Raw genomic sequence first — 17556 nt, 5'->3', positions numbered from 1 at the left:
TGCCCGACTTGGTGAAATAACCGTCGGTACACCGCTTGTCACCAGCCGCGACGCAAGAGTTGGATCGTGCATTCAACAGACAGACAGCCAGTGACAACTGGTTACCCCATAGCCACTGCAACCAACCGAACATTCCCCTCTCCACCGTACTCGTCAGCCAATTCTCTCATCTCGTTGAAAATCCGTCTCCATCCATCAGACCTCGCATATTCGCGGTCCCGCAGTTCTCTCACTAACGTTACCTCATCACCGGCTTCGAATCCAAAGTAGTCATCAGTTAATGTCACCGTCACTTCGTCGCCACCGCGGACACGGTTCATATAACCCTCGTCTTCGTTGCTCACGGGTAGCGAAAATCCGGCGGCTTTCTTCACGTAGTTACCGTCGGAATCGTAAAAACTCGTTCGGGAGTCTATTTCGTTTGCCGTTTCACCCCAGTCGATTCGCTCGATCTCCCAGAGTCCGATCCAACTGCAGGTGGGCGGATCTCCCAGTAGCTGGCTGAGTTCGTCGCTAATATCCTTCGGTAGCCCCCGTTCCCCAGCGATTGGTTCGTAATTGCAGTAGTTCCGCCAGCCGAAGAGGCAGGCCATCATTGCATAGCCACCGGGATGCGTGATATCTGACTCAATATACTCCCAGCCGTCTTCGCCTCGACACTCAATGAACGGGTGCAGTGAGGTACCTATCGTCCGTGGTCTTTGTTAGTGACTGACTCGCCTTATCTTTCCTCTCCGCGCGAGCGCAGCGAGCGCGGTTCCCTCGACCGAGACCGCAGGTCGAGGTCGAGCCTTTTTCACCCATGTTTTTGCCGCGAGCGGTCGCCTTCGGCGACCCGAGCGGGAAAAAGATGGGTTACATGGAATCGGGTGCCTGTACGCCGACGGCGTCCAACGCGTTCCCGACGGCGTGACGGGCGGCGACGACCAGCGCGAGGCGAGCGTCTCGCGTTTCGTCGTCGGCATCGAGCACCGGACACTCCCGGTAGAAGGTGTTGAACGCTTCGGCCAGATCCCGCGTGTAGGTGGCGACGACGTGTGGTTGGAGATCCTCCGCCGCCTCCTCGATCACCGCGGGGAAACGGGCGATCTCTCGGAGGAGCGTCCGTTCGGCGTCGGTGTCGAGGTCGCTCGCGTCGACGTCGATGTCGAGTCCGTCGGGATCGACCGCGTTTTCGTCATGAGCCTCGGCGATGATTCCCGACGCACGAGCGTGGACGTACTGGACGTAGGGGGCGCTCTGGGCCTCGAAATCGAGGGCCCGCTCCCACTCGAAGGTGATGCCTTTCGTCGGCTGTTTCGAGACGATGTCGTAGCGGACCGCGCCGATGCCGACCTGGTGTGCGATACGGTCGATGTCCTCCTCGGAGAGGTCGTCGTCGCGGATGCGGTCTTCGAGGCGGTCCTCGACCTCCTGGCGGGCGCGGTCGATGGCCTCGTCCAGCAGGTCGTCCAGATCGATCCCGGTTCCCTCGCGGGTGCTCATCCCGCCCTCGGGCAGCGTGACCCACGAGTAGTGGACAGTCCCCAGGCGGTCGGTGTCGTTACCGAGAATCTCCAGCGCAGAGCGGAGCTGTCGGGCCTGCAGTTCGTGGTCCTCGCCGAGCACCGTCACGGCCTCGTCGAAGTTGTCGAACTTCCACTCGTGGTGGGCCAGGTCCCGCGTCGTGTAGAGCGAGGTACCGTCTTCCCGGACGAAGACGAGGTTCTTGTCGATCTCCGGCAGATCGAGTTGCCAGGCGTCGTCCTCGTAGACGGCGTACTCCGTGTTCTTCAGGCGGTCGATGATCTCGTCGGTCGAGCCGTCGCGCATGAACCGCGTCTCCTTGACGAACTCGTCGAACTCGGCGGGGAGGCGTTCGAGCGTGTCCCGCATCCCGCCGAGGACAGTATCGACCACCTCGCCGACGCGGTCGTATGCCGACTCGTCGCCTTCCTCCAGCCCCTGCATGATCGACTGGATCTCGGCTTCGGCGGCCTCGACCGACTCCTCGTCGGCTTCCTCTTCGAGGTAGGTGTTGGCCGCGCGGTAGTACCGCACCATCTCGTACTCCGGAGACTCGCGTTCGGGCTCGGGCAGATCTGCCTCGTCGAAGAAGTCGTACGCCCACGTGAAGACGGCGATCTGTCGGCCGGCGTCGTTGACGTAGTAGTGGCGTTCCACGTCGTAGCCGGCGTACTCGAGCACCCGGGCGAGCGCGTCACCGATGATCGGGTTGCGGGCGCGGCCGACGTGGACCGGCCCCGTCGGGTTCGCACTCGTGTGCTCGACGACGACGCTCGTCTCGCGGTCCGGGAGCGTACCGAACTCCCCGCTCTGTGCCTCCGCGAGCGTCTCCGCGAAGTACCGCTCGCTGGGCCAGAAGTTGAGATAGGGGCCGCGGGTTTCGACCCGGCCGATGTACTCCTGTGGGCCTGCGTCGATCGCGTCGGCCAGTTCGTCGGCGACCGCCGGGGGTGGAGTGGCGGCCTCGCTCGCCAGCCGGAAGGCGACGCTCGAAGCGAGAACGGCGTCGAGATCCTCCGGCGGCTCCTCGATACCGAGATCGTCGGTGGGGTATCCGAGTCGGTCGAGGGCCGCAGTGAGCGCCTCCTCGACCTCTGCACGCATCGCAAGGAACATACCTCCGCTACTCCGCCGCGCGGTTTATGAATGTCGGGTTCGGTCTCAGGCGGCCGGGAGTTCGACCCGGACGAGCGTCCCCGGCTCGGTCTCGTCGAGTGCGACGGCCCCACCGAGGCGACCGAGCAGCCAGTTGACCGTCCACAGGCCGAATCCGCTGGAGTGTTTCAGCGCCGTCTCCTCACCCTCTTCGAGGGCCTGCCGTTCGATGTCGGGGATACCCGGCCCGTCGTCTTTGATCGTGATCTCGACGCGACTCTCGGAGGGTTGGCGGACGGCGATGTCGACGACCGGAGCCGAGCCGGCGTGTTTCAGGGCGTTTTCGAGCAGTTCTTCCAGCGCCAGCGAGACCGACTCCGCGCTGGCCTCGACCGACACCGAGGCGGCGTCGAGGTTGATCGTCGCCTCCGGGTACTGCTGGCGGTACTCCTGGACGAGCGAGGACAGCAGGTCCCCGATGTCGAGCCGCCCCGTGTGGTCGATCTGTCCGATGACCTCGCCGAGTTCGCGGGACTTGTCGGCGATTGCGAGCAGTTCCCACGCCTTCGTCTCGATCTGTTCGAGGTTGTCGAGCGCTTCCGCGAATGGGAACGCAGAGACCGCCTCTCGTAGCGCCGCCTCGGTCGGTTCGTTCGGCTCGTCGACGGCGGAGCGGAACTGCTGGAGCTGGTCGACGAGCAGTTCGGCGTTCGCGGTCACGACGTTGAGGCTGTTGCGCAGGTTGTGCCGGAGAACGCGGTTGAGGACGGTGAGTTGCTGTTCGTTCTCCCGGAGTTCGGTGATGTCCTGCAGCGTCCCCCGGACGGTCTCGGTTCCGTTCTCGCTGACGGCCTCGCCGCGGATGTGAATCAGCCGTTCTCGGCCCTCGGCGGTGATCAGGCGGACCTCGGCGTCGAACGGTTCACCGGTCTCCCGACACCGGGCGACCGCCCGGTTGATGCGCTCTCGGTCCTCGGGGTGGAAGAACTCGATTGCCTTGTCGGGCGTCGGCTCGAACTCCTCGGAGACGTCGTGGATCAGCCGCGCGCCCTCCGTCCAGTAGATCTGTCCGGCTTCGAGATCGAGCTCCCACCCGCCGACGTCGGCCATCCGTTCGGTGCGGACGAGCAGATCCTTTCGACGCCGGAGCTCTCGCTCGCGTTCGGTCCGGTCGGTGATATCGCGGATGACGCCGGCAGTCCCGCGGAAGCCGTCCTCACCGAACGGGAGCAAAGCGACGTGGTTCTCTGCTGGGATCCGTTCTCCGTCGGCCGTTTTCAGCTCCATCTCCCACTTCGCGGTCTGTGTCTCCTCCGGGGAGTCCAGCAGGTCCCGGATTACCGCGCTGCCCCGCTCGACGCCCTCCTCCGTGAGCAAAAGCGACGCGTGCTCACCGAGGATCTCCGACTTGTCGTAGCCGGTCCGGTCGAGCAGGGCGTCGTTGACGAAGGTAAATCGGCCGTCCGCGTCGAGCGCGTAGACCGGATCACCGAGTGCGCGAAGCGTCGTCTCGTACCGCTGGAGTTCTTCGATGTACGACCGCCGTTCGAGATAGCCGGCGATGACGCTCGCCAGCGTATCGAGGAGGCTGCGCTCCTCGGCGAGGAACGGGTCGGATTCGCCGTCCGGCGGCCGACAGGCAACTTCGAGGTAAAGATCCGGGCCCTTCTGGGTTCGGCCGACGGCGTCGATCACCGGGCAGTCGGGGTCGAACTCTCCGGTCGTTACAGTCCGGTCGCCGTACGTGATCCGGGCGTCGGTCCGGGACGGGTACTGGAAGGACTCGGGGAGACCGGTGATGAACTCCGACAGCAGATCCTCGTTCCTCTCGCGTTCGGCGTTGAACATGTCGACGACGCGGTGGACCGCCGACAGTTCCTTGACCCGCTCGGTGAGCGCGTGCTGTCGGTTCTTCTGGGTCGTGATATCCGTCGCGACGGCACAGATGGCGTACGGATCGCCGTCGTCGAACAGCGGGGTCTTGCGGATCAGCAACGTCCGCTCGCCCTCCGTCGTCGGGACCGTCACTTCGGACTCGCTCGTTTCGCCGGTCTCGAACAGATCGCTCTCGTCGACGGAGAGTTTGTCGGCGAGTTGCTCGTCGAACAGTTGGTCGTCGGTCATGCCCACGACGTTCGTCGACTCGTCGATACCGAGCAGTTCGCGACAGCGGCGGTTCATCAGGAGGTACCGCCCCTCGGTATCTTTCAGCGAGATGAGCGCGGAGACGCTGTTGACGATCCCCTCCAGGTAGGTGCGAGTTTGGTCGACGTTTCGCTCGGTATCGGCCGATTCGGTTACGTCACGCAGGACGGCAACGATCCCCGTCCCGGACTGCCACTCGATGGTGTTCGTCGTCAGTTCGGTGTCGACGCGACCGCCGTCGAGCGTCGGGAACGAACTCCGGTGACGGGTCAGCAACTCGTCGTCGGCCTGGGCCCGTTTCGGCTCCCAGATCACGGGGTCGGTGTCGGTCAGCGAGACGGGGTCGGCGCCGAGCAGGTCGGACTCGGCGGCGCCGAACAGGTCGGCGGCGGCCGGGTTGGCGTAGACGAGTTCGCGCTCGACGCTGACCAGAATGCCGTCGGGAGAGGCTTCGAGGACGCGCTTTGCCTGTTCGTGATCGGAGGCCGCGCCGCGCCGGACACGTTCGCGCTCGACGACCGCCCTGATCCGGGCCGCGAGGTTCTGGTAGCCGTCGGGTTGCTGCGGTCGGTCGAGGTGATCGGAGACATCTGCGGACACGGCGGCGCTGACGATGTCCTCCGAGGCGGCGGTCGTGTACAGAATGAAAGGCAGGTTCGGATACTCCGCACGGACGGTCTGAAGAAACTGCAGACCGTCGATCTCAGGGAGGGCGTACGCGCTCAGAACGCAGTCGATCCCGTCGGCGTCGAGATATTCGAGCGCGCTCTGGGCCGAGCAGACGGCGGTAACTGTCAGTCGGTCGTCGGCGGCTTCGAGCAGTCGAACGGTCCGGTCCGCTCGGTCCGGTTCGGACTCGACGCAGAGAACGGAGATTCCCCCTGACTCCGCGGACATACAGGCAGTTACAGGAGACGACACAATTACCTTTGGCCGGATCGGGCGGGGATCACCCGAGCGAACCGGGCGGCACCTGGTTGTGAACCTGGTTCAGTTCGAGTTCGCTCTCGGCGATCACGAGCGTGATCTGGCCGTCGAGGGCATGAAACTCGTACAGCGTCGGATCGCCGATCTGCTGGAGCGCGTGGTGTTGGACGGGAATCGGAAATCTCTCCGCGGTCGGGCCGCGCAGCGAGAGGTTGACGACCGCGGGGTCGTCTGCGAGGTCGGTGTAGATGTCGGCGAAGGTCTCGACGCCCTCGATTTCGAGAAACTGCGTCGGCGTCAGCACATCCGGGTCGGAGTCGTCGTCGATGTCGTCCGTCTCGGCGACCTCGACGCCGTCGGTGTCGGTGTATCGCCCGTAGACCTCCATCGGGTCGGAGACGGCTTCGCTGTCCAGACGAGCGTGAAGGTTGAACTCGGCCATGTGTGACGATACGGCTCCGCGTGCGAAACAGTTTCTGTTCGAGAAGCGAGGCCGCCATCACACATATACGGTGGGAAAGCGTAGACAGCGGTGTGACGACGGCATCACCGCCGGGACGAGCGGGAGTCAACGTCCGACCAGCCGCGCGTGCCGACCTCCTCGAAGTGTACCGGATCGAGACCGACTCGTTCGCCCAGCCGTGGCCGTTCAGCGCCTTCGAGCAGTATCTGGGAAATCCCGGCTTTTTCGTCGCGGCGGGAGAGTCGGTGCTCGGCTACGTCGTCGCCGACACCGTCTCGAACCAGGGGATCCCGCTGGGACACGTCAAGGATATCGCCGTCCGTCAGGAGGCCCGCGGGGAGGGGGTCGGGACGGCGCTCCTCAGGCGGGCGATCAACCTCCTCGAAACCGAGCAGGTCCACGCGATCAAACTCGAAGTCAGGGCGAGCAACGACCGGGCAATCGAGCTATACCGCGCCCACGGCTTCGAGTACCGCCGTACCATCGAGGGCTACTACAACGACGGCGAGGACGGACTGCTGTTCGTCCGGCCCTGCGGCTGAGCGACGGGAATCGACCGTTAGGTGCTTGATACTGTGGGCCGTAGCCGCGACCGTGTCCGACACTGACCGGGCAGTCCTCGGGGCAGTCGTTTTCGCGGTCCTGTTCGCACAGGTGTTACTCTACCCCGGCATTCCGGATCTGGTCGTCGCGCTGGACGCCAGTCCCGCGGGCTGGAACGGCGATGTCGGGGCGATCCTGAGCGCCGGGAAGTGGTTTCTGACCGCCGAGTTCGCCGGGTTCGTCCTCTGTGCCGGACTGTGGGGCGCACTCAGCGACGCGACGGGACGGCGGACGCCGCTGGTCGCTGCCGGAGCGATACTCGGCGGCGTCGGCTACCTCAGTCTCGCCGTCGCTCCCCGGGTCGTCACCGTCCCGTACGAGGTCGTTCTCGTCGTCCGGTTTCTCCAGGGCGTGGCGACCATCGGGGCGTTCTCGCTGGCGATCACGACGCTGATGGATCTCGACGGCGGCCACGGCCGGAATATGGGGGCCGCGGGACTGGCAATCGGCCTCGGGACCGCGGTCGGGTCGCCAGTCGGCGGCCAACTGTACGGACTCGGGCCGTTCGTGCCGCTGTACGTCGCCGCGGCGGTCCTGTTCGCTGTGGGCGGACTCGCGACGGTCGCCTCCGACCGCACGTCCGGCCGGAGTCGCCGGCTACGCGCGGCCGTCGAGACGCTGTGGCGTCGCCGGTCGCTCGCGGTCCCCTTCGCCTTCGGCTTCGTCGACCGGCTCACCGCCGGCTTTTTCGCGCTCGTGGGGACGGTCTACTTCCAGTCCGAACTCGGTCTCGACCCCGGGGGGACCGGACTCCTTCTCGGGGCGTTTTTCGTCCCGTTCGCACTGCTTCAGTACCCCTTCGGGCGACTCTCCGACCGAATCGGGCGCGTCCTGCCCGTCGCGGCGGGATCGCTCGCCTACGGGCTCACGATCGTGGGCGTCTTCTACGCGCCGACGGTGCCGACCGCCGGGGTCGCGATGGTGCTGGTCGGCGTGACGGGCGCGCTGGTCGCGCCGGCGACGATGGCACTCGTCACCGACCTCGCGAGCGGAGACGAGCGCGGCGTCGCGATGGGGGGATTCAACGTCTTCGGTAGCCTCGGCTTTCTGACCGGTATCGTCGGCGGCGCGACGGTCGCGGGACGGGTGAGTTTCGAGGCCGCCTTCCTCGCGGTCGGACTCGCGGAGGTGGTGATCGCCGTCGTCGCCGTCCCGTTCCTGTTAGGTCTCGATCTGCCGGCGTCCGGCCTGCGCGGGCAGGACCTGACGCGGTGACGCTGGCGGACCAAAACTCCCATACCCCCCGCCCTCCCAGCATAGCCCACACGAGCAGGTGGTTTCCGTGACAAAAAAACAGGAATATACGGGCGAGTACCCGAACAAGACGCTGTATCTGCCGGGGCCGACCGAGGTCCGCGAGGACGTGATCGACGCGATGGCCGAACCGATGTTCGGCCACCGGATGGACCGGATGACCGACCTCTACACGACCATCGTCGAGGACACCAAGGAGTTTCTGGACACCGACCAGGAGGTCATCATCCTCACGGCGTCCGGGACGGAGTTCTGGGAGGCGACGACGCTGAACCTCGTCGAAGAGAAGATGCTCGTCCCGACCAGCGGCGCGTTCAGCGAGCGACAGGCCAACGTCGCCGAGCGACTCGGCAAGGCCGTCGACCGGATCGAGTACGACTGGGGCGAGGCGGTCAAACCCGAGGACATCCGCGACGCGCTCGAAGAAAACGACTACGACGCCGTCGGCGCGGTGATGAACGAGACATCGACCGGGGTCCGCAACCCGATCGAGGAGATCGGGGATCTGCTCGGCGATTACCCGGACACCTACTTCATCGTCGACGCCATCTCCTGTCTCGGCGGCGACTTCATCGACATCGAAGGCCACAACATCGACGCCATCTTCACCTCGACGCAGAAGGCCTTCGCGATGCCCCCGGGACTCGCGGTCTGTACCGTCAGCGACGATGCCTACGAGCGGGAACTACAGAAGGACTCGGCGTCGTGGTACGGCGGATTCCAGCGGTGTCTGGACTACTACGACCGCAAGGGCCAGACCCACTCGACGCCCGCGATTCCGATCATGCTCGCCTACCGCAAACAGATGAAGCACATGCTCGAAGAGGGCCATCAGGCCCGCCACGAGCGCCACCAGGAGATGGCCGAGTACACCCGTGAGTGGGCACGCGAGCACTTCGGGCTGTTCCCCGAGGAGGGCTACGAGTCACAGACGGTCACCTGTGTCGAGAACACCCGAGAGATCGACGTCGCGGAAACCGTCGAGCAGGTCTCCGAGGAGTACGACATGGTCTTCTCCAGCGGGTACGGGTCGATTAGCGAGGAGAGCTTCCGGATCGGCCACATGGGCGAGCACACCGTCGAGAGCATCGAGGAACTGACCGACGCCATCGAAGACGTCGCTGGCCTCTGAACACGCAACTGACGCCGTCCAGTACATCTATCCTTCCAACGAAACTTTCAAGAAGAGACAGACCAATGTTATCTTGAACCATGTGTCATGGGTTCTCATACCGAGACGAGCACACGGAGGAACAGTCCGACGCGGAGCCGGAGTTCCTGAACGAGGAGAGTAGCGCGGAGACGGAACTCGTTACCGACGGAGGTGACGACGAAGAGTCGGAGTAAGACCACACGGGCTGGGGGAGAGTTCGGCCAGTTCCTGGCCGGTCGTCCGAATGTATCCTTTCTTCGCCCCGGCTTTCGAGGGGGCGGGTGTGCGGCACAGAAACGTTCGGTCGCACAGTCGTGAGTCCAGTCGGCCCCGACTGTGCAGTCGCCGCGGCCGCGCGATCCCGCCGGACATTTTACCGGCCCGTCCCACGTCCCTGTCGATGGAGCGCGAGCAGGACCCGACGGACAACCAGTACGTCCGCGATCCGGACACGGAGTTCGAGCCAGTCGAACAACTCGATGAGAGCGCGGCCCGCGAGCAGGCCCAGACCCTCCGCGAGGCGATCCGGTACCACGATTACCGCTACTACGTCGAGGCTGATCCGGTGATCGGGGACCGACGCTACGACGCGCTGTTCGAGCGTTTGCTCGCGCTCGAAACGGAGTTCGATCTCGACACGGAGGGAAGTCCGACCCAGCGGGTCGGGGCCGAGCCGCTGGACGAACTCGAAACGGTCGAACACGTCGACGTGATGCGCTCGCTCGATCAGAGCGGCGACGCCGAGGACGTCCGGGAGTTCGACGAGCGGGTCCGGTCGGATCTCGCCGACTGGAACGGAGAGATCGAGTACTTCTGCGAGCCGAAATTCGACGGGCTCTCCGTCGAAATCGTCTACGAGGACGGGATCTACCAGCGCGCGGCGACCCGCGGCGACGGCGAGCGCGGCGACGACGTGACCGAACAGGTACGGACGATTCCCGCCGTGCCCGAACGGCTCCGCGGGGAGTATCCCGACTTCCTGGCGGTCCGCGGAGAGGCGCTCATGCCCCGGGAGGCGTTCCAACAGCACAACCGCGAGCGCGTCGAGGCGGGCAAAGAGCCGTTCGCCAACCCCAGAAACGCCGCGGCGGGCACGCTCCGACAGCTCGATCCACGCGTGGTGGCCGAGCGGCCGTTGACGGTGTATTTCTTCGACGTGATCGACTCGACGGCCACGTTCGACCGGACGAGCGAGATCTACGACCGACTGCCCGAGTGGGGGTTGCGCGTCACCGACCGGGTCGAACTCGTCGACGACATCGAGGGGGCGATCAGCTACCGCGACGAGATGCTCGCCGAGCGCGACGACCTCGACTTCGATATCGACGGCACGGTCATCTCGGTCGACGACCGCGACGCCTGCGAGCGCCTGGGGGCGACCGCCCGTGCACCGCGGTGGGCCTTCGCCTACAAGTTCCCGGCGAGAAGCGGCGAGACTACCGTTCGGGACATCATCGTCCAGGTCGGCCGGACCGGTCGGCTCACCCCCGTCGCACTGCTCGATCCCGTCGATGTCGGCGGCGTGACCGTCTCGCGAGCGAGTCTGCACAACCCCGAGGAGATCGCTCGACTCGGCGTCGGGATCGGTGACACGGTCCGCGTCGAGCGCGCAGGCGACGTGATCCCGGACGTGAGCGAGGTACTCGACGGCGACGACGGCCACTTCGAGTTCCCCGATCGCTGTCCCGAATGCGGCTCCGAGGTCCAGCGTGACGGCCCGCTCGCGTTCTGTCCGGCCGGATTCGGCTGTCCGGCTCAACGCGAGCAGGCAATCGAGCACTACGCGACGCGAGACGCCCTCGACATCGAGGGACTGGGCGGCCAGCGCGTCGAGCAGTTGATCTCGGCGGGACTGGTCGAGGAGCCGGCGGATCTGTACGAACTCACCGTCGAGGAGCTGGCCGAGCTGGAAGGCTGGGGCGAGCGGAGCGCAGAGAACCTGCTGGCCGAGATCGACGACACCCGCGAGCCGCCGCTGGCCGAGTTCCTGACGGCGCTGGGCATCCCCGACGTGGGTCAGACGACCGCCCGCGCGCTCGCCGCCGAGTTCGAGCGGTTCGAGGCGGTCCGGGAGGCCAGCGCCGAGCAGCTACAGACAGTCCCGGATGTCGGGCCAAAGGTCGCCGCGTCGATCCGCGCCTTCTTCGAGAACGAGGAGACCGCGGCGGCGCTCGACCGCCTGCTCGAACACGTCGAACCCCAGGAGACGGAGATCGAACGGGGCGACGCTCTCGACGGCGAGACCTTCGTGTTCACCGGCTCGCTCGACGAGATGACCAGAAGCGAGGCACAGGATCTCGTCGAGAGCCACGGCGGAAACGCGACCGGGAGCGTCTCCGGAAACACGGATTATCTCGTCGTCGGGGAGAATCCGGGACAGACCAAACGCGACGACGCCGACGCCGAAGGGGTGCCGACGCTCACGGAAACGGAGTTGTACGACCTGCTCGACGACCGCGGCGTCGAACGCTGACTCAGACCGCCTCGTCCGGGTCGTGTTCCTCGGCCATGCGGGAGGCCTCGCTCGCGTACCGCTCGCGAGTCTCGGCGTCTTTCACCTCGTCGAGGTTCTCCGGCGGTTCCTCCCGCGCCGCGGTGATGGTCTTGCCGTACAGCATGTTGTGAGAGAGCTGTTTTTTGAGCTGGTACCGGCCGTCGGTCGTCGCGAAGACGAGCGTGACGAGATCCTCGTCGCTGCCGTAGCTGCGCTCGACCAGCCAGACGCGGACCGCTTCGTCGTCGGTCATACCCTCGCTTGGCCGCGGGCGGTGTTGTATGCTCCGGGATCGGTCGGCTCGATGACTGACGTGTCCGAGGGGCTTTCTCAGCAGCGATAATCGGCCGTCGGACTCATATCAGGGGGGCGTGTACGAGTCAGTATGGGGTGGCAATCGAAGGTCGAGGATCTCCTCTACGAGAGCGAGTCGGTCGAGGAGATCGTCGACATCGACAACGCGCGAGTTGTCGTCACGAGCCACCGCGTGCTGACGTTCACGCCGGAGATGGACGGCGAGAACTTCGAGCAGGTCGAGCGCCCGAACGTGACCGGCGTCACGACCAGCGCAATCGGGCCGACGGGCCTCGCCGCGAAGAGTATCCGCTACGGGGTCTACAGCGCGCTCCTCGTACTGGCTGGCGTGTTCGTCGACTTCGGGAGCTTCATCGGCGGCATCAGATTCGACGCGCAGTCGCTCCAGGGGACGGGTGCCAGCGGACTCGCCGGCACTGCACAGGGGATGTTGAACCTCTTCTCACAGCTCGACGAACTGATGCGGACCTTCGGCGCGCTCGGACTGCTCGTCGCCGTCGCCATCTTCGCGGTCTACTGGCTGCTGCGGACGCCGACGCTGGTGATCTCCGTCGCGGGCGACGGCGAGGATCTGCACGTCCCCCGTCCGGACGACCCCGATCTCGCGGTGACGGCGCTCGAAGAGGCGATTCTCATCGACGAGCAGGCGGGCGACTCCGGCAGACTCGCGTCGATGCTACCCGAGGACATCTTCTAACGACGGATCAAAAGCCACCGAGCCCCAAGCGTCGGGTGATGGACGAAGCGACCCTCCGCGAGCGCGCCAGTGCGCTGCCGGCGGAGCCCGGCGTCTACCAGTTTCTCGACGGCGACCGCGTGCTGTACGTCGGCAAGGCCGTCGAACTCCGGGACCGCGTCCGGTCGTACGCCGACCCGAGAAGCGAGCGGATCCGCCAGATGGTCGCCCGGGCGGGGGAGATCGATATCGCCGTCACCGACACCGAATCCCAAGCGCTGCTGCTTGAGGCGAACCTGATCAAGCGTCACCGGCCGCGGTACAACGTGCGGCTGAAAGACGACAAGTCCTACCCGCTGGTCGCGCTGACCGACCACGACTACCCCCGACTGCGGATCACCCGGGATCCGGAGGGCGGATCGACTGTCTTCGGCCCGTTCACCGACAAGGGAACCGTCGAGACCGTCTGCAAGGCGCTCCGGGACATCTACGGGCTTCGGGGCTGCTCGGATCACAAGTTCGCGAACCGTGATCGGCCCTGTCTGGATTACGACATCGGCCTCTGCTCGGCCCCCTGTACCGGCGAGATCAGCCGGGAGGGATATCTCGACGACGTGGCGTCGGTCGAGCGGTTTTTCAACGGCGAGACGGGGGTGTTGACGGAGCCGCTCAGACGGGAGATGGAACGGGCGGCACAGGACGAGCGCTTCGAGCGGGCGGCGAATCTCCGAGACATGCTCGATGCCGTCGAGCAGTTTCGGGAGACCGGGGGTGAAGCGGTCACACAGGCCGACAGCCAGCGCCGACGGACCGACGTGCTGGGCGTCTCGCTGGCGGGCCGGGAGCCGACCGTCGCGCTGCTGCGGGCCGAAGACGGGCAGTTGGTCGACCGCGAACAGCACACGCTGGCGGTCCCCGATAGCGACGAACCCACCGAGTCCGCCGTGGAGTTACCCGACGCCTCCGATCCGGGAGCGGTGCTCGGTGCCTTCATCCCGCAGTACTACGCCGGTACCGAGCTACCGGACCGACTGCTCTGTCCCGAACAGCCCGTCGGCGACGGGTTGGACGCCTGGCTGGCCGACGCCGGAGTCGAGTTGTCCGTTCCGGGCGCGGGCCGGGAAGCGACGCTGATCGATCTGGCGATGAAAAACGCCCGCCGCGACGAGCGCGAACGCGACGGGACGACGGGGCTGGCCGCGGCGCTCGGTCTCGACCGCGCCGACCGAATCGAGGGGTTCGACGTCAGCCACGCCCGGGGCCGGGACGTCGTCGGGAGCAACGTCTGTTTCGTCGACGGCGCCGCCGAGAAGAGCGACTACCGCCGGAAGAAACTGACCGAGACCAACGACGACTACGCGAACACCCGCCGTCTGGTCGAGTGGCGCGCGAGGCGGGCGGTCGAAGGTCGAGACGACCGACCGGATCCGGACCTGCTGTTGATCGACGGCGGTGAGGGACAACTCGACGCGGCCCGCGAGGCGCTCGATGCCGTCGGGTGGGACGTGCCCGCGGTCGCGCTCGCGAAAGCCGAAGAGATCGTCGTCACTCCGGAGGGAGAGTACGACTGGGACAGCGGCGACGAAAAACTCAAACTGCTCCAGCGGGTGCGCGACGAGGCCCACCGCTTCGCCGTGCAGTACCACGAGACGCTGCGGGACGAGGTATCGACGGCCCTGGACGAAATCGACGGCGTCGGCCCCGAGACCCGGAAACGGCTCCTCGGCCGGTTCGGCAGTGTCGACGGCGTTCGAGCGGCGACCGCCGCAGAACTACAGGAGATCGACGGCATCGGCGAGCAGACCGCAGAGCGAATCAGCCGACAGCTGTAGTCGGCGTCAGTCTGACTCGGCGAGTTCGTCGAACAGTGCGGTGACACGCGCCTCGATCTCGTCGCGGATCTCGCGGACCCGGTCGAGGTCCTGTCCGTCCGGATCGTCCAGCGCCCAGTCGCGAACGTCGACGTCGTCACCGACGTCCCCGACATCGAGGGTCGAACAGCCCATGGTCGCGACGTACTCACAGGAGCGCAGTTCGTCGAGCGTGATCTCTCGGGGCTGGCGTTCGGAGATGTCGATTCCGATCTCGTCCATCACGGCCACTACCTCGTCGTGGACGCTGTCGGCCGGGTCGGTGCCGCCGGTGAGAATTTCGACGCTGTCACCGAGGCCGCGTCGGTCGCGTTCGCGCTCCGCGAAGGCGGTCGACATCTGCGAGCGACCGGCGTTCTGGACGCACATGAAGGCGATGCGAATCGTGTCTGTCGAGTCTGTTGTGGATGACATGGTTAATCGTCGGTAGGTTCGGAGGCCGAGGAGGTGAGGCTGCCGGTGTCGAACCCGCCCCAGTCGAAGCGGCGCTGGAAGTACAGCGCGACGTTGACTAGCGCGAGCAACACGGGGACCTCGATGAGCGGGCCGACGACGGTCGCGAACGCGACGCCGGAGCCGACGCCGAAGACCGCCACCGAGACGGCGATTGCGAGTTCGAAGTTGTTCGAGGCGGCGGTGAAGCCGATCGCGGTGGTCGTCGAGTAGTCCGCCCCGATGCTCCGGCCCATACCGAAGGAGACGAGGAACATCACGACGAAGTAGACGGTCAGCGGGACGGCAATGAGCAGCACGTCGGCGGGTGCGGCGACGATGTTCTCGCCCTGAGTGGCGAACATCACGACGACCGTGAACAGCAGCGCGACCAGCGTCAGGGGATCGATCGCCGGCAGGAACGTCTCCTCGTACCACTCGCCGCCGTCCCTGTCGGTCCCCACGTACTGCGAGTAGATTCCCACGACGAACGGGAGGACGTACCGCGAGAGGACGCCCGCCGCGAACGGGATCCCGAGGAAGATAGCGATCGCTTCGAGGACCTGTCCCGGCGCCACGTCGAAGGTCTCGATGCCGGCGACCAGCGTCTCCATGCCCAGAAGCGGCGGGAGGAACAGGGCGAAAAACCAGACGTAGACGCCGTAGGTGAGAATCTGGAAGAGGCTGTTGAAGGCGACGAGTCCGGTGACGTACTCCGTCGATCCCTCCGCGAGTTCGTTCCAGACCAGCACCATCGCGATACACCGAGCCATCCCGATGAACACCAGCCCCAGGAAGTACTCGGGACGGGCGGGGAGGCCGGGAACGAGGCCGCTGAAGAAGAAGACGGCGAGACCGAACATCAGCGTCGGACCGATCAGCCAGTTCTGGACGAGGCTCAGCCCGAGGACCCGCCAGTTGCTGAAGACGGTGGGCAGCCGCGAGTAGTCGGCCTTCGCCAGCGGCGGGTACATCATCGCCACGAGCCCGATTTCGACCAGATGGAAGTCCTGAATCGGTTCGGTGACCGACGGGGCGGCGAAGCCGAGACCGACGCCGAGGGCCATCGCGGCGAAGATCCAGACGGTGAGATACTTGTCCAGAACGTCCATCGACCGCGGATCGCCACAGCTCTCACACTCGCAGTTCGGGCCGTGGTCGTGTGCGTTACTCATCGGTCACGCTCCCGTCGAGGACGGTGAGAAGTGCCACGGCACGGTTGGTCGCGCGGTACTTCTTCCAGCGGCCGTCCTTGCGCCCGTCGACCAGTCCGGCGTCGACCAACTCCGAGAGCGCGTGGCTGAGGCCGCTCTCAGTCACGTCGACGACGGCGTTGAGTTCGCAGACACAGAGTTCCTCACCGGCGGCGACGAGCACGCGGACCAGCGTGTATCGGGTCTCGTTCGCCAGCGCGGAGAGCACACCGAGTTCGGTTTCGATCTGTTCGTCAGTGAGCGTTGCGAGCGTTGCGAGTTCGTCGAGACGGCGTTTGACATCCTCGCTGCGGCAGTCATCGAGTTCGTCGTCGAGATAGCGTCGAAGTCGTTCCGTTGTTTGTGCCATCAGACAATAATTGAATTCTACTTCAATTAAAATCTTCGACTGCGCTACCCTATTCGTGACTAACTCGTTCTGAACAGCTAAGACAGCTATTCAGCGTGGCGCCAACTACAGTTAGTTGAGAAAAATCAAAAGTACACGCAGGTTGTGGCGCTTGGATCCAAGGGATCAGTCGTCTGTCGGGGTTGAATCGTAAGGCGGCGCATTCGGGTTTGTCGTCTCGACAGTCGTGGTTCCCGGTCGCGTCGATCCCTCAGGCGTTGCGCCCACGCCATATGTGGTCTCGCTAGACTGCGTACTGGTAATCGAATAGACGCCGCCGTCCGTCCGAGTGTCCGCGTAGATGTCCGTCCGGGCAGTTCGGTCCGAACTGTGCTCGTCGAGAGCCTCGAACAGAGCCCTGATGGCCTGAAGCGGTCGAATCATAGTCCGTACAATAAGTTGAGAGATTGTTCAACTAATAGTTTTGCATTTTCGCCCACACTGGCCCCGGGTAAACCCACGTGTCCCTGCATACGAGAGTACCACAGAATTAGAATTTAATCAGAATTCAATTAACCGATCCAAGACAGAGAGGGGGCAGCCAGCTGGTCACTGGTCGCGGATAACCATGCTCTTGACGCGGTGGACGCCGTCGAAATCCCGGAGCTGATAGCTCAGATCACGGACCCGTTCGCCCGAGCCCTGGCAGAACACCGATTCGAGACACCACTCGCCCTGGTGTGCGTGGCTCGTGCTGAGAATGACGTCCTGGTACTCGTGCTGGACGGCGTGGAGGTCGGCGATCACCTCGTGGTGACGGTAATCGAACGCGATGATGGCGGTGACGTCCTCCGTCAGCGATTCGAGTTCGGAGTGCGTCTCGATGTACTCCTGCATCGCCTCACGGACGGCCCGGGATCGGTTGGCGAGGTCTTCCTCCTGCCAGACCTGATCGAACTCCGCGACGAGTTCGTCCGGAATGTTGAAGCTCGTACGCATAACCAGCCTTTGAGTACAGAGATACAAAGCTCTGCGTGTCGAAATAAACCGGGCGACCCGACGACCTCGTATGACGACTCC

General features: G+C 65.1%; 16 protein-coding genes. 7 read left to right on the top strand and 9 right to left on the bottom strand.

Annotation, left to right across the window (positions count from 1 at the left end):
• Positions 1 to 101: 101 nt before the first annotated feature.
• From GRX03_RS03110 to GRX03_RS03095, 4 genes are all read right to left on the bottom strand, one after another.
• The gene (locus tag GRX03_RS03110) at positions 102 to 596 is read right to left on the bottom strand and encodes a hypothetical protein (RefSeq protein ID WP_201289163.1); all 495 of its coding nucleotides are present in this window, start codon (positions 594 to 596) and stop codon (positions 102 to 104) included.
• 259 nt (positions 597 to 855) lie between these two features.
• Complete coding sequence (gene argS / locus GRX03_RS03105) at positions 856 to 2622, bottom strand: arginine--tRNA ligase (RefSeq protein WP_159762713.1); 1767 nt, start codon at positions 2620 to 2622, stop codon at positions 856 to 858.
• A 45-nt stretch (positions 2623 to 2667) separates the two neighbouring features.
• Positions 2668 to 5643 (bottom strand): PAS domain S-box protein, encoded by a 2976-nt coding sequence (locus tag GRX03_RS03100; RefSeq protein WP_159762712.1) that lies wholly within the window; start codon positions 5641 to 5643, stop codon positions 2668 to 2670.
• A 52-nt stretch (positions 5644 to 5695) separates the two neighbouring features.
• A complete protein-coding gene (locus tag GRX03_RS03095) occupies positions 5696 to 6115 on the bottom strand; it encodes a hypothetical protein (RefSeq protein WP_159762711.1) in 420 nt (139 codons plus the stop codon).
• 92 nt (positions 6116 to 6207) lie between these two features.
• On the opposite strand from GRX03_RS03095, the gene rimI reads away from it, so the two are divergent.
• The 5 genes from rimI to ligA all read left to right on the top strand — a co-directional run bounded on the left by rimI (position 6208) and on the right by ligA (position 11619).
• Positions 6208 to 6678, top strand: a complete 471-nt coding sequence (gene rimI / locus GRX03_RS03090; protein WP_368277914.1) for a ribosomal protein S18-alanine N-acetyltransferase — start codon at positions 6208 to 6210, stop codon at positions 6676 to 6678.
• A 52-nt stretch (positions 6679 to 6730) separates the two neighbouring features.
• Entirely contained in the window at positions 6731 to 7954 is a 1224-nt protein-coding gene (locus GRX03_RS03085; protein WP_368277912.1) for an MFS transporter, read from the top strand.
• 67 nt (positions 7955 to 8021) lie between these two features.
• Entirely contained in the window at positions 8022 to 9125 is a 1104-nt protein-coding gene (locus GRX03_RS03080; RefSeq protein WP_368277910.1) for an alanine--glyoxylate aminotransferase family protein, read from the top strand.
• A gap of 80 nt (positions 9126 to 9205) precedes the next feature.
• Positions 9206 to 9340: a hypothetical protein gene (locus GRX03_RS16850; RefSeq protein WP_267902754.1), complete on the top strand. Its 135-nt coding sequence runs from the start codon at positions 9206 to 9208 to the stop codon at positions 9338 to 9340.
• 206 nt (positions 9341 to 9546) lie between these two features.
• On the top strand, positions 9547 to 11619 hold the full coding sequence (gene ligA / locus GRX03_RS03075; protein ID WP_159762710.1) for an NAD-dependent DNA ligase LigA: 2073 nt from the start codon (positions 9547 to 9549) through the stop codon (positions 11617 to 11619).
• Between the two features lies 1 nt (position 11620).
• Here the strand turns inward: ligA and GRX03_RS03070 are convergent, their stop codons facing one another.
• Entirely contained in the window at positions 11621 to 11893 is a 273-nt protein-coding gene (locus GRX03_RS03070; protein ID WP_159762709.1) for a hypothetical protein, read from the bottom strand.
• 132 nt (positions 11894 to 12025) lie between these two features.
• On the opposite strand from GRX03_RS03070, the gene GRX03_RS03065 reads away from it, so the two are divergent.
• Together GRX03_RS03065 and GRX03_RS03060 are read left to right on the top strand one after the other, a co-directional pair.
• Positions 12026 to 12652 (top strand): hypothetical protein, encoded by a 627-nt coding sequence (locus GRX03_RS03065; protein ID WP_159762708.1) that lies wholly within the window; start codon positions 12026 to 12028, stop codon positions 12650 to 12652.
• Between the two features lie 38 nt (positions 12653 to 12690).
• The gene (locus GRX03_RS03060; protein WP_159762707.1) at positions 12691 to 14463 is read left to right on the top strand and encodes an excinuclease ABC subunit C; all 1773 of its coding nucleotides are present in this window, start codon (positions 12691 to 12693) and stop codon (positions 14461 to 14463) included.
• A 6-nt stretch (positions 14464 to 14469) separates the two neighbouring features.
• Here the strand turns inward: GRX03_RS03060 and GRX03_RS03055 are convergent, their stop codons facing one another.
• From GRX03_RS03055 to GRX03_RS03040, 4 genes are all read right to left on the bottom strand, one after another.
• Positions 14470 to 14916 carry a low molecular weight phosphatase family protein gene (locus GRX03_RS03055; protein WP_159762706.1) on the bottom strand — a complete coding sequence of 149 codons (447 nt, stop codon included), beginning with the start codon at positions 14914 to 14916 and terminating at the stop codon, positions 14470 to 14472.
• Between the two features lie 2 nt (positions 14917 to 14918).
• Positions 14919 to 16109 (bottom strand): arsenic resistance protein, encoded by a 1191-nt coding sequence (locus tag GRX03_RS03050; RefSeq protein ID WP_159762705.1) that lies wholly within the window; start codon positions 16107 to 16109, stop codon positions 14919 to 14921.
• Complete coding sequence (locus GRX03_RS03045; protein WP_159762704.1) at positions 16102 to 16497, bottom strand: ArsR/SmtB family transcription factor; 396 nt, start codon at positions 16495 to 16497, stop codon at positions 16102 to 16104. Before GRX03_RS03045 ends, GRX03_RS03050 begins: the two co-directional genes overlap by 8 nt.
• A 588-nt stretch (positions 16498 to 17085) precedes the next feature.
• Positions 17086 to 17475 (bottom strand): CopG family ribbon-helix-helix protein, encoded by a 390-nt coding sequence (locus GRX03_RS03040; RefSeq protein ID WP_159762703.1) that lies wholly within the window; start codon positions 17473 to 17475, stop codon positions 17086 to 17088.
• Between the last annotated feature and the right edge of the window lie 81 nt (positions 17476 to 17556).

This window comes from Halovenus carboxidivorans, from assembly GCF_009831575.1.
Lineage (GTDB): Archaea > Halobacteriota > Halobacteria > Halobacteriales > Haloarculaceae > Halovenus > Halovenus carboxidivorans.
The sequence above is the reverse complement of the archived record's forward strand: the minus strand, read 5'-3'. Positions and strand labels throughout refer to the sequence as shown.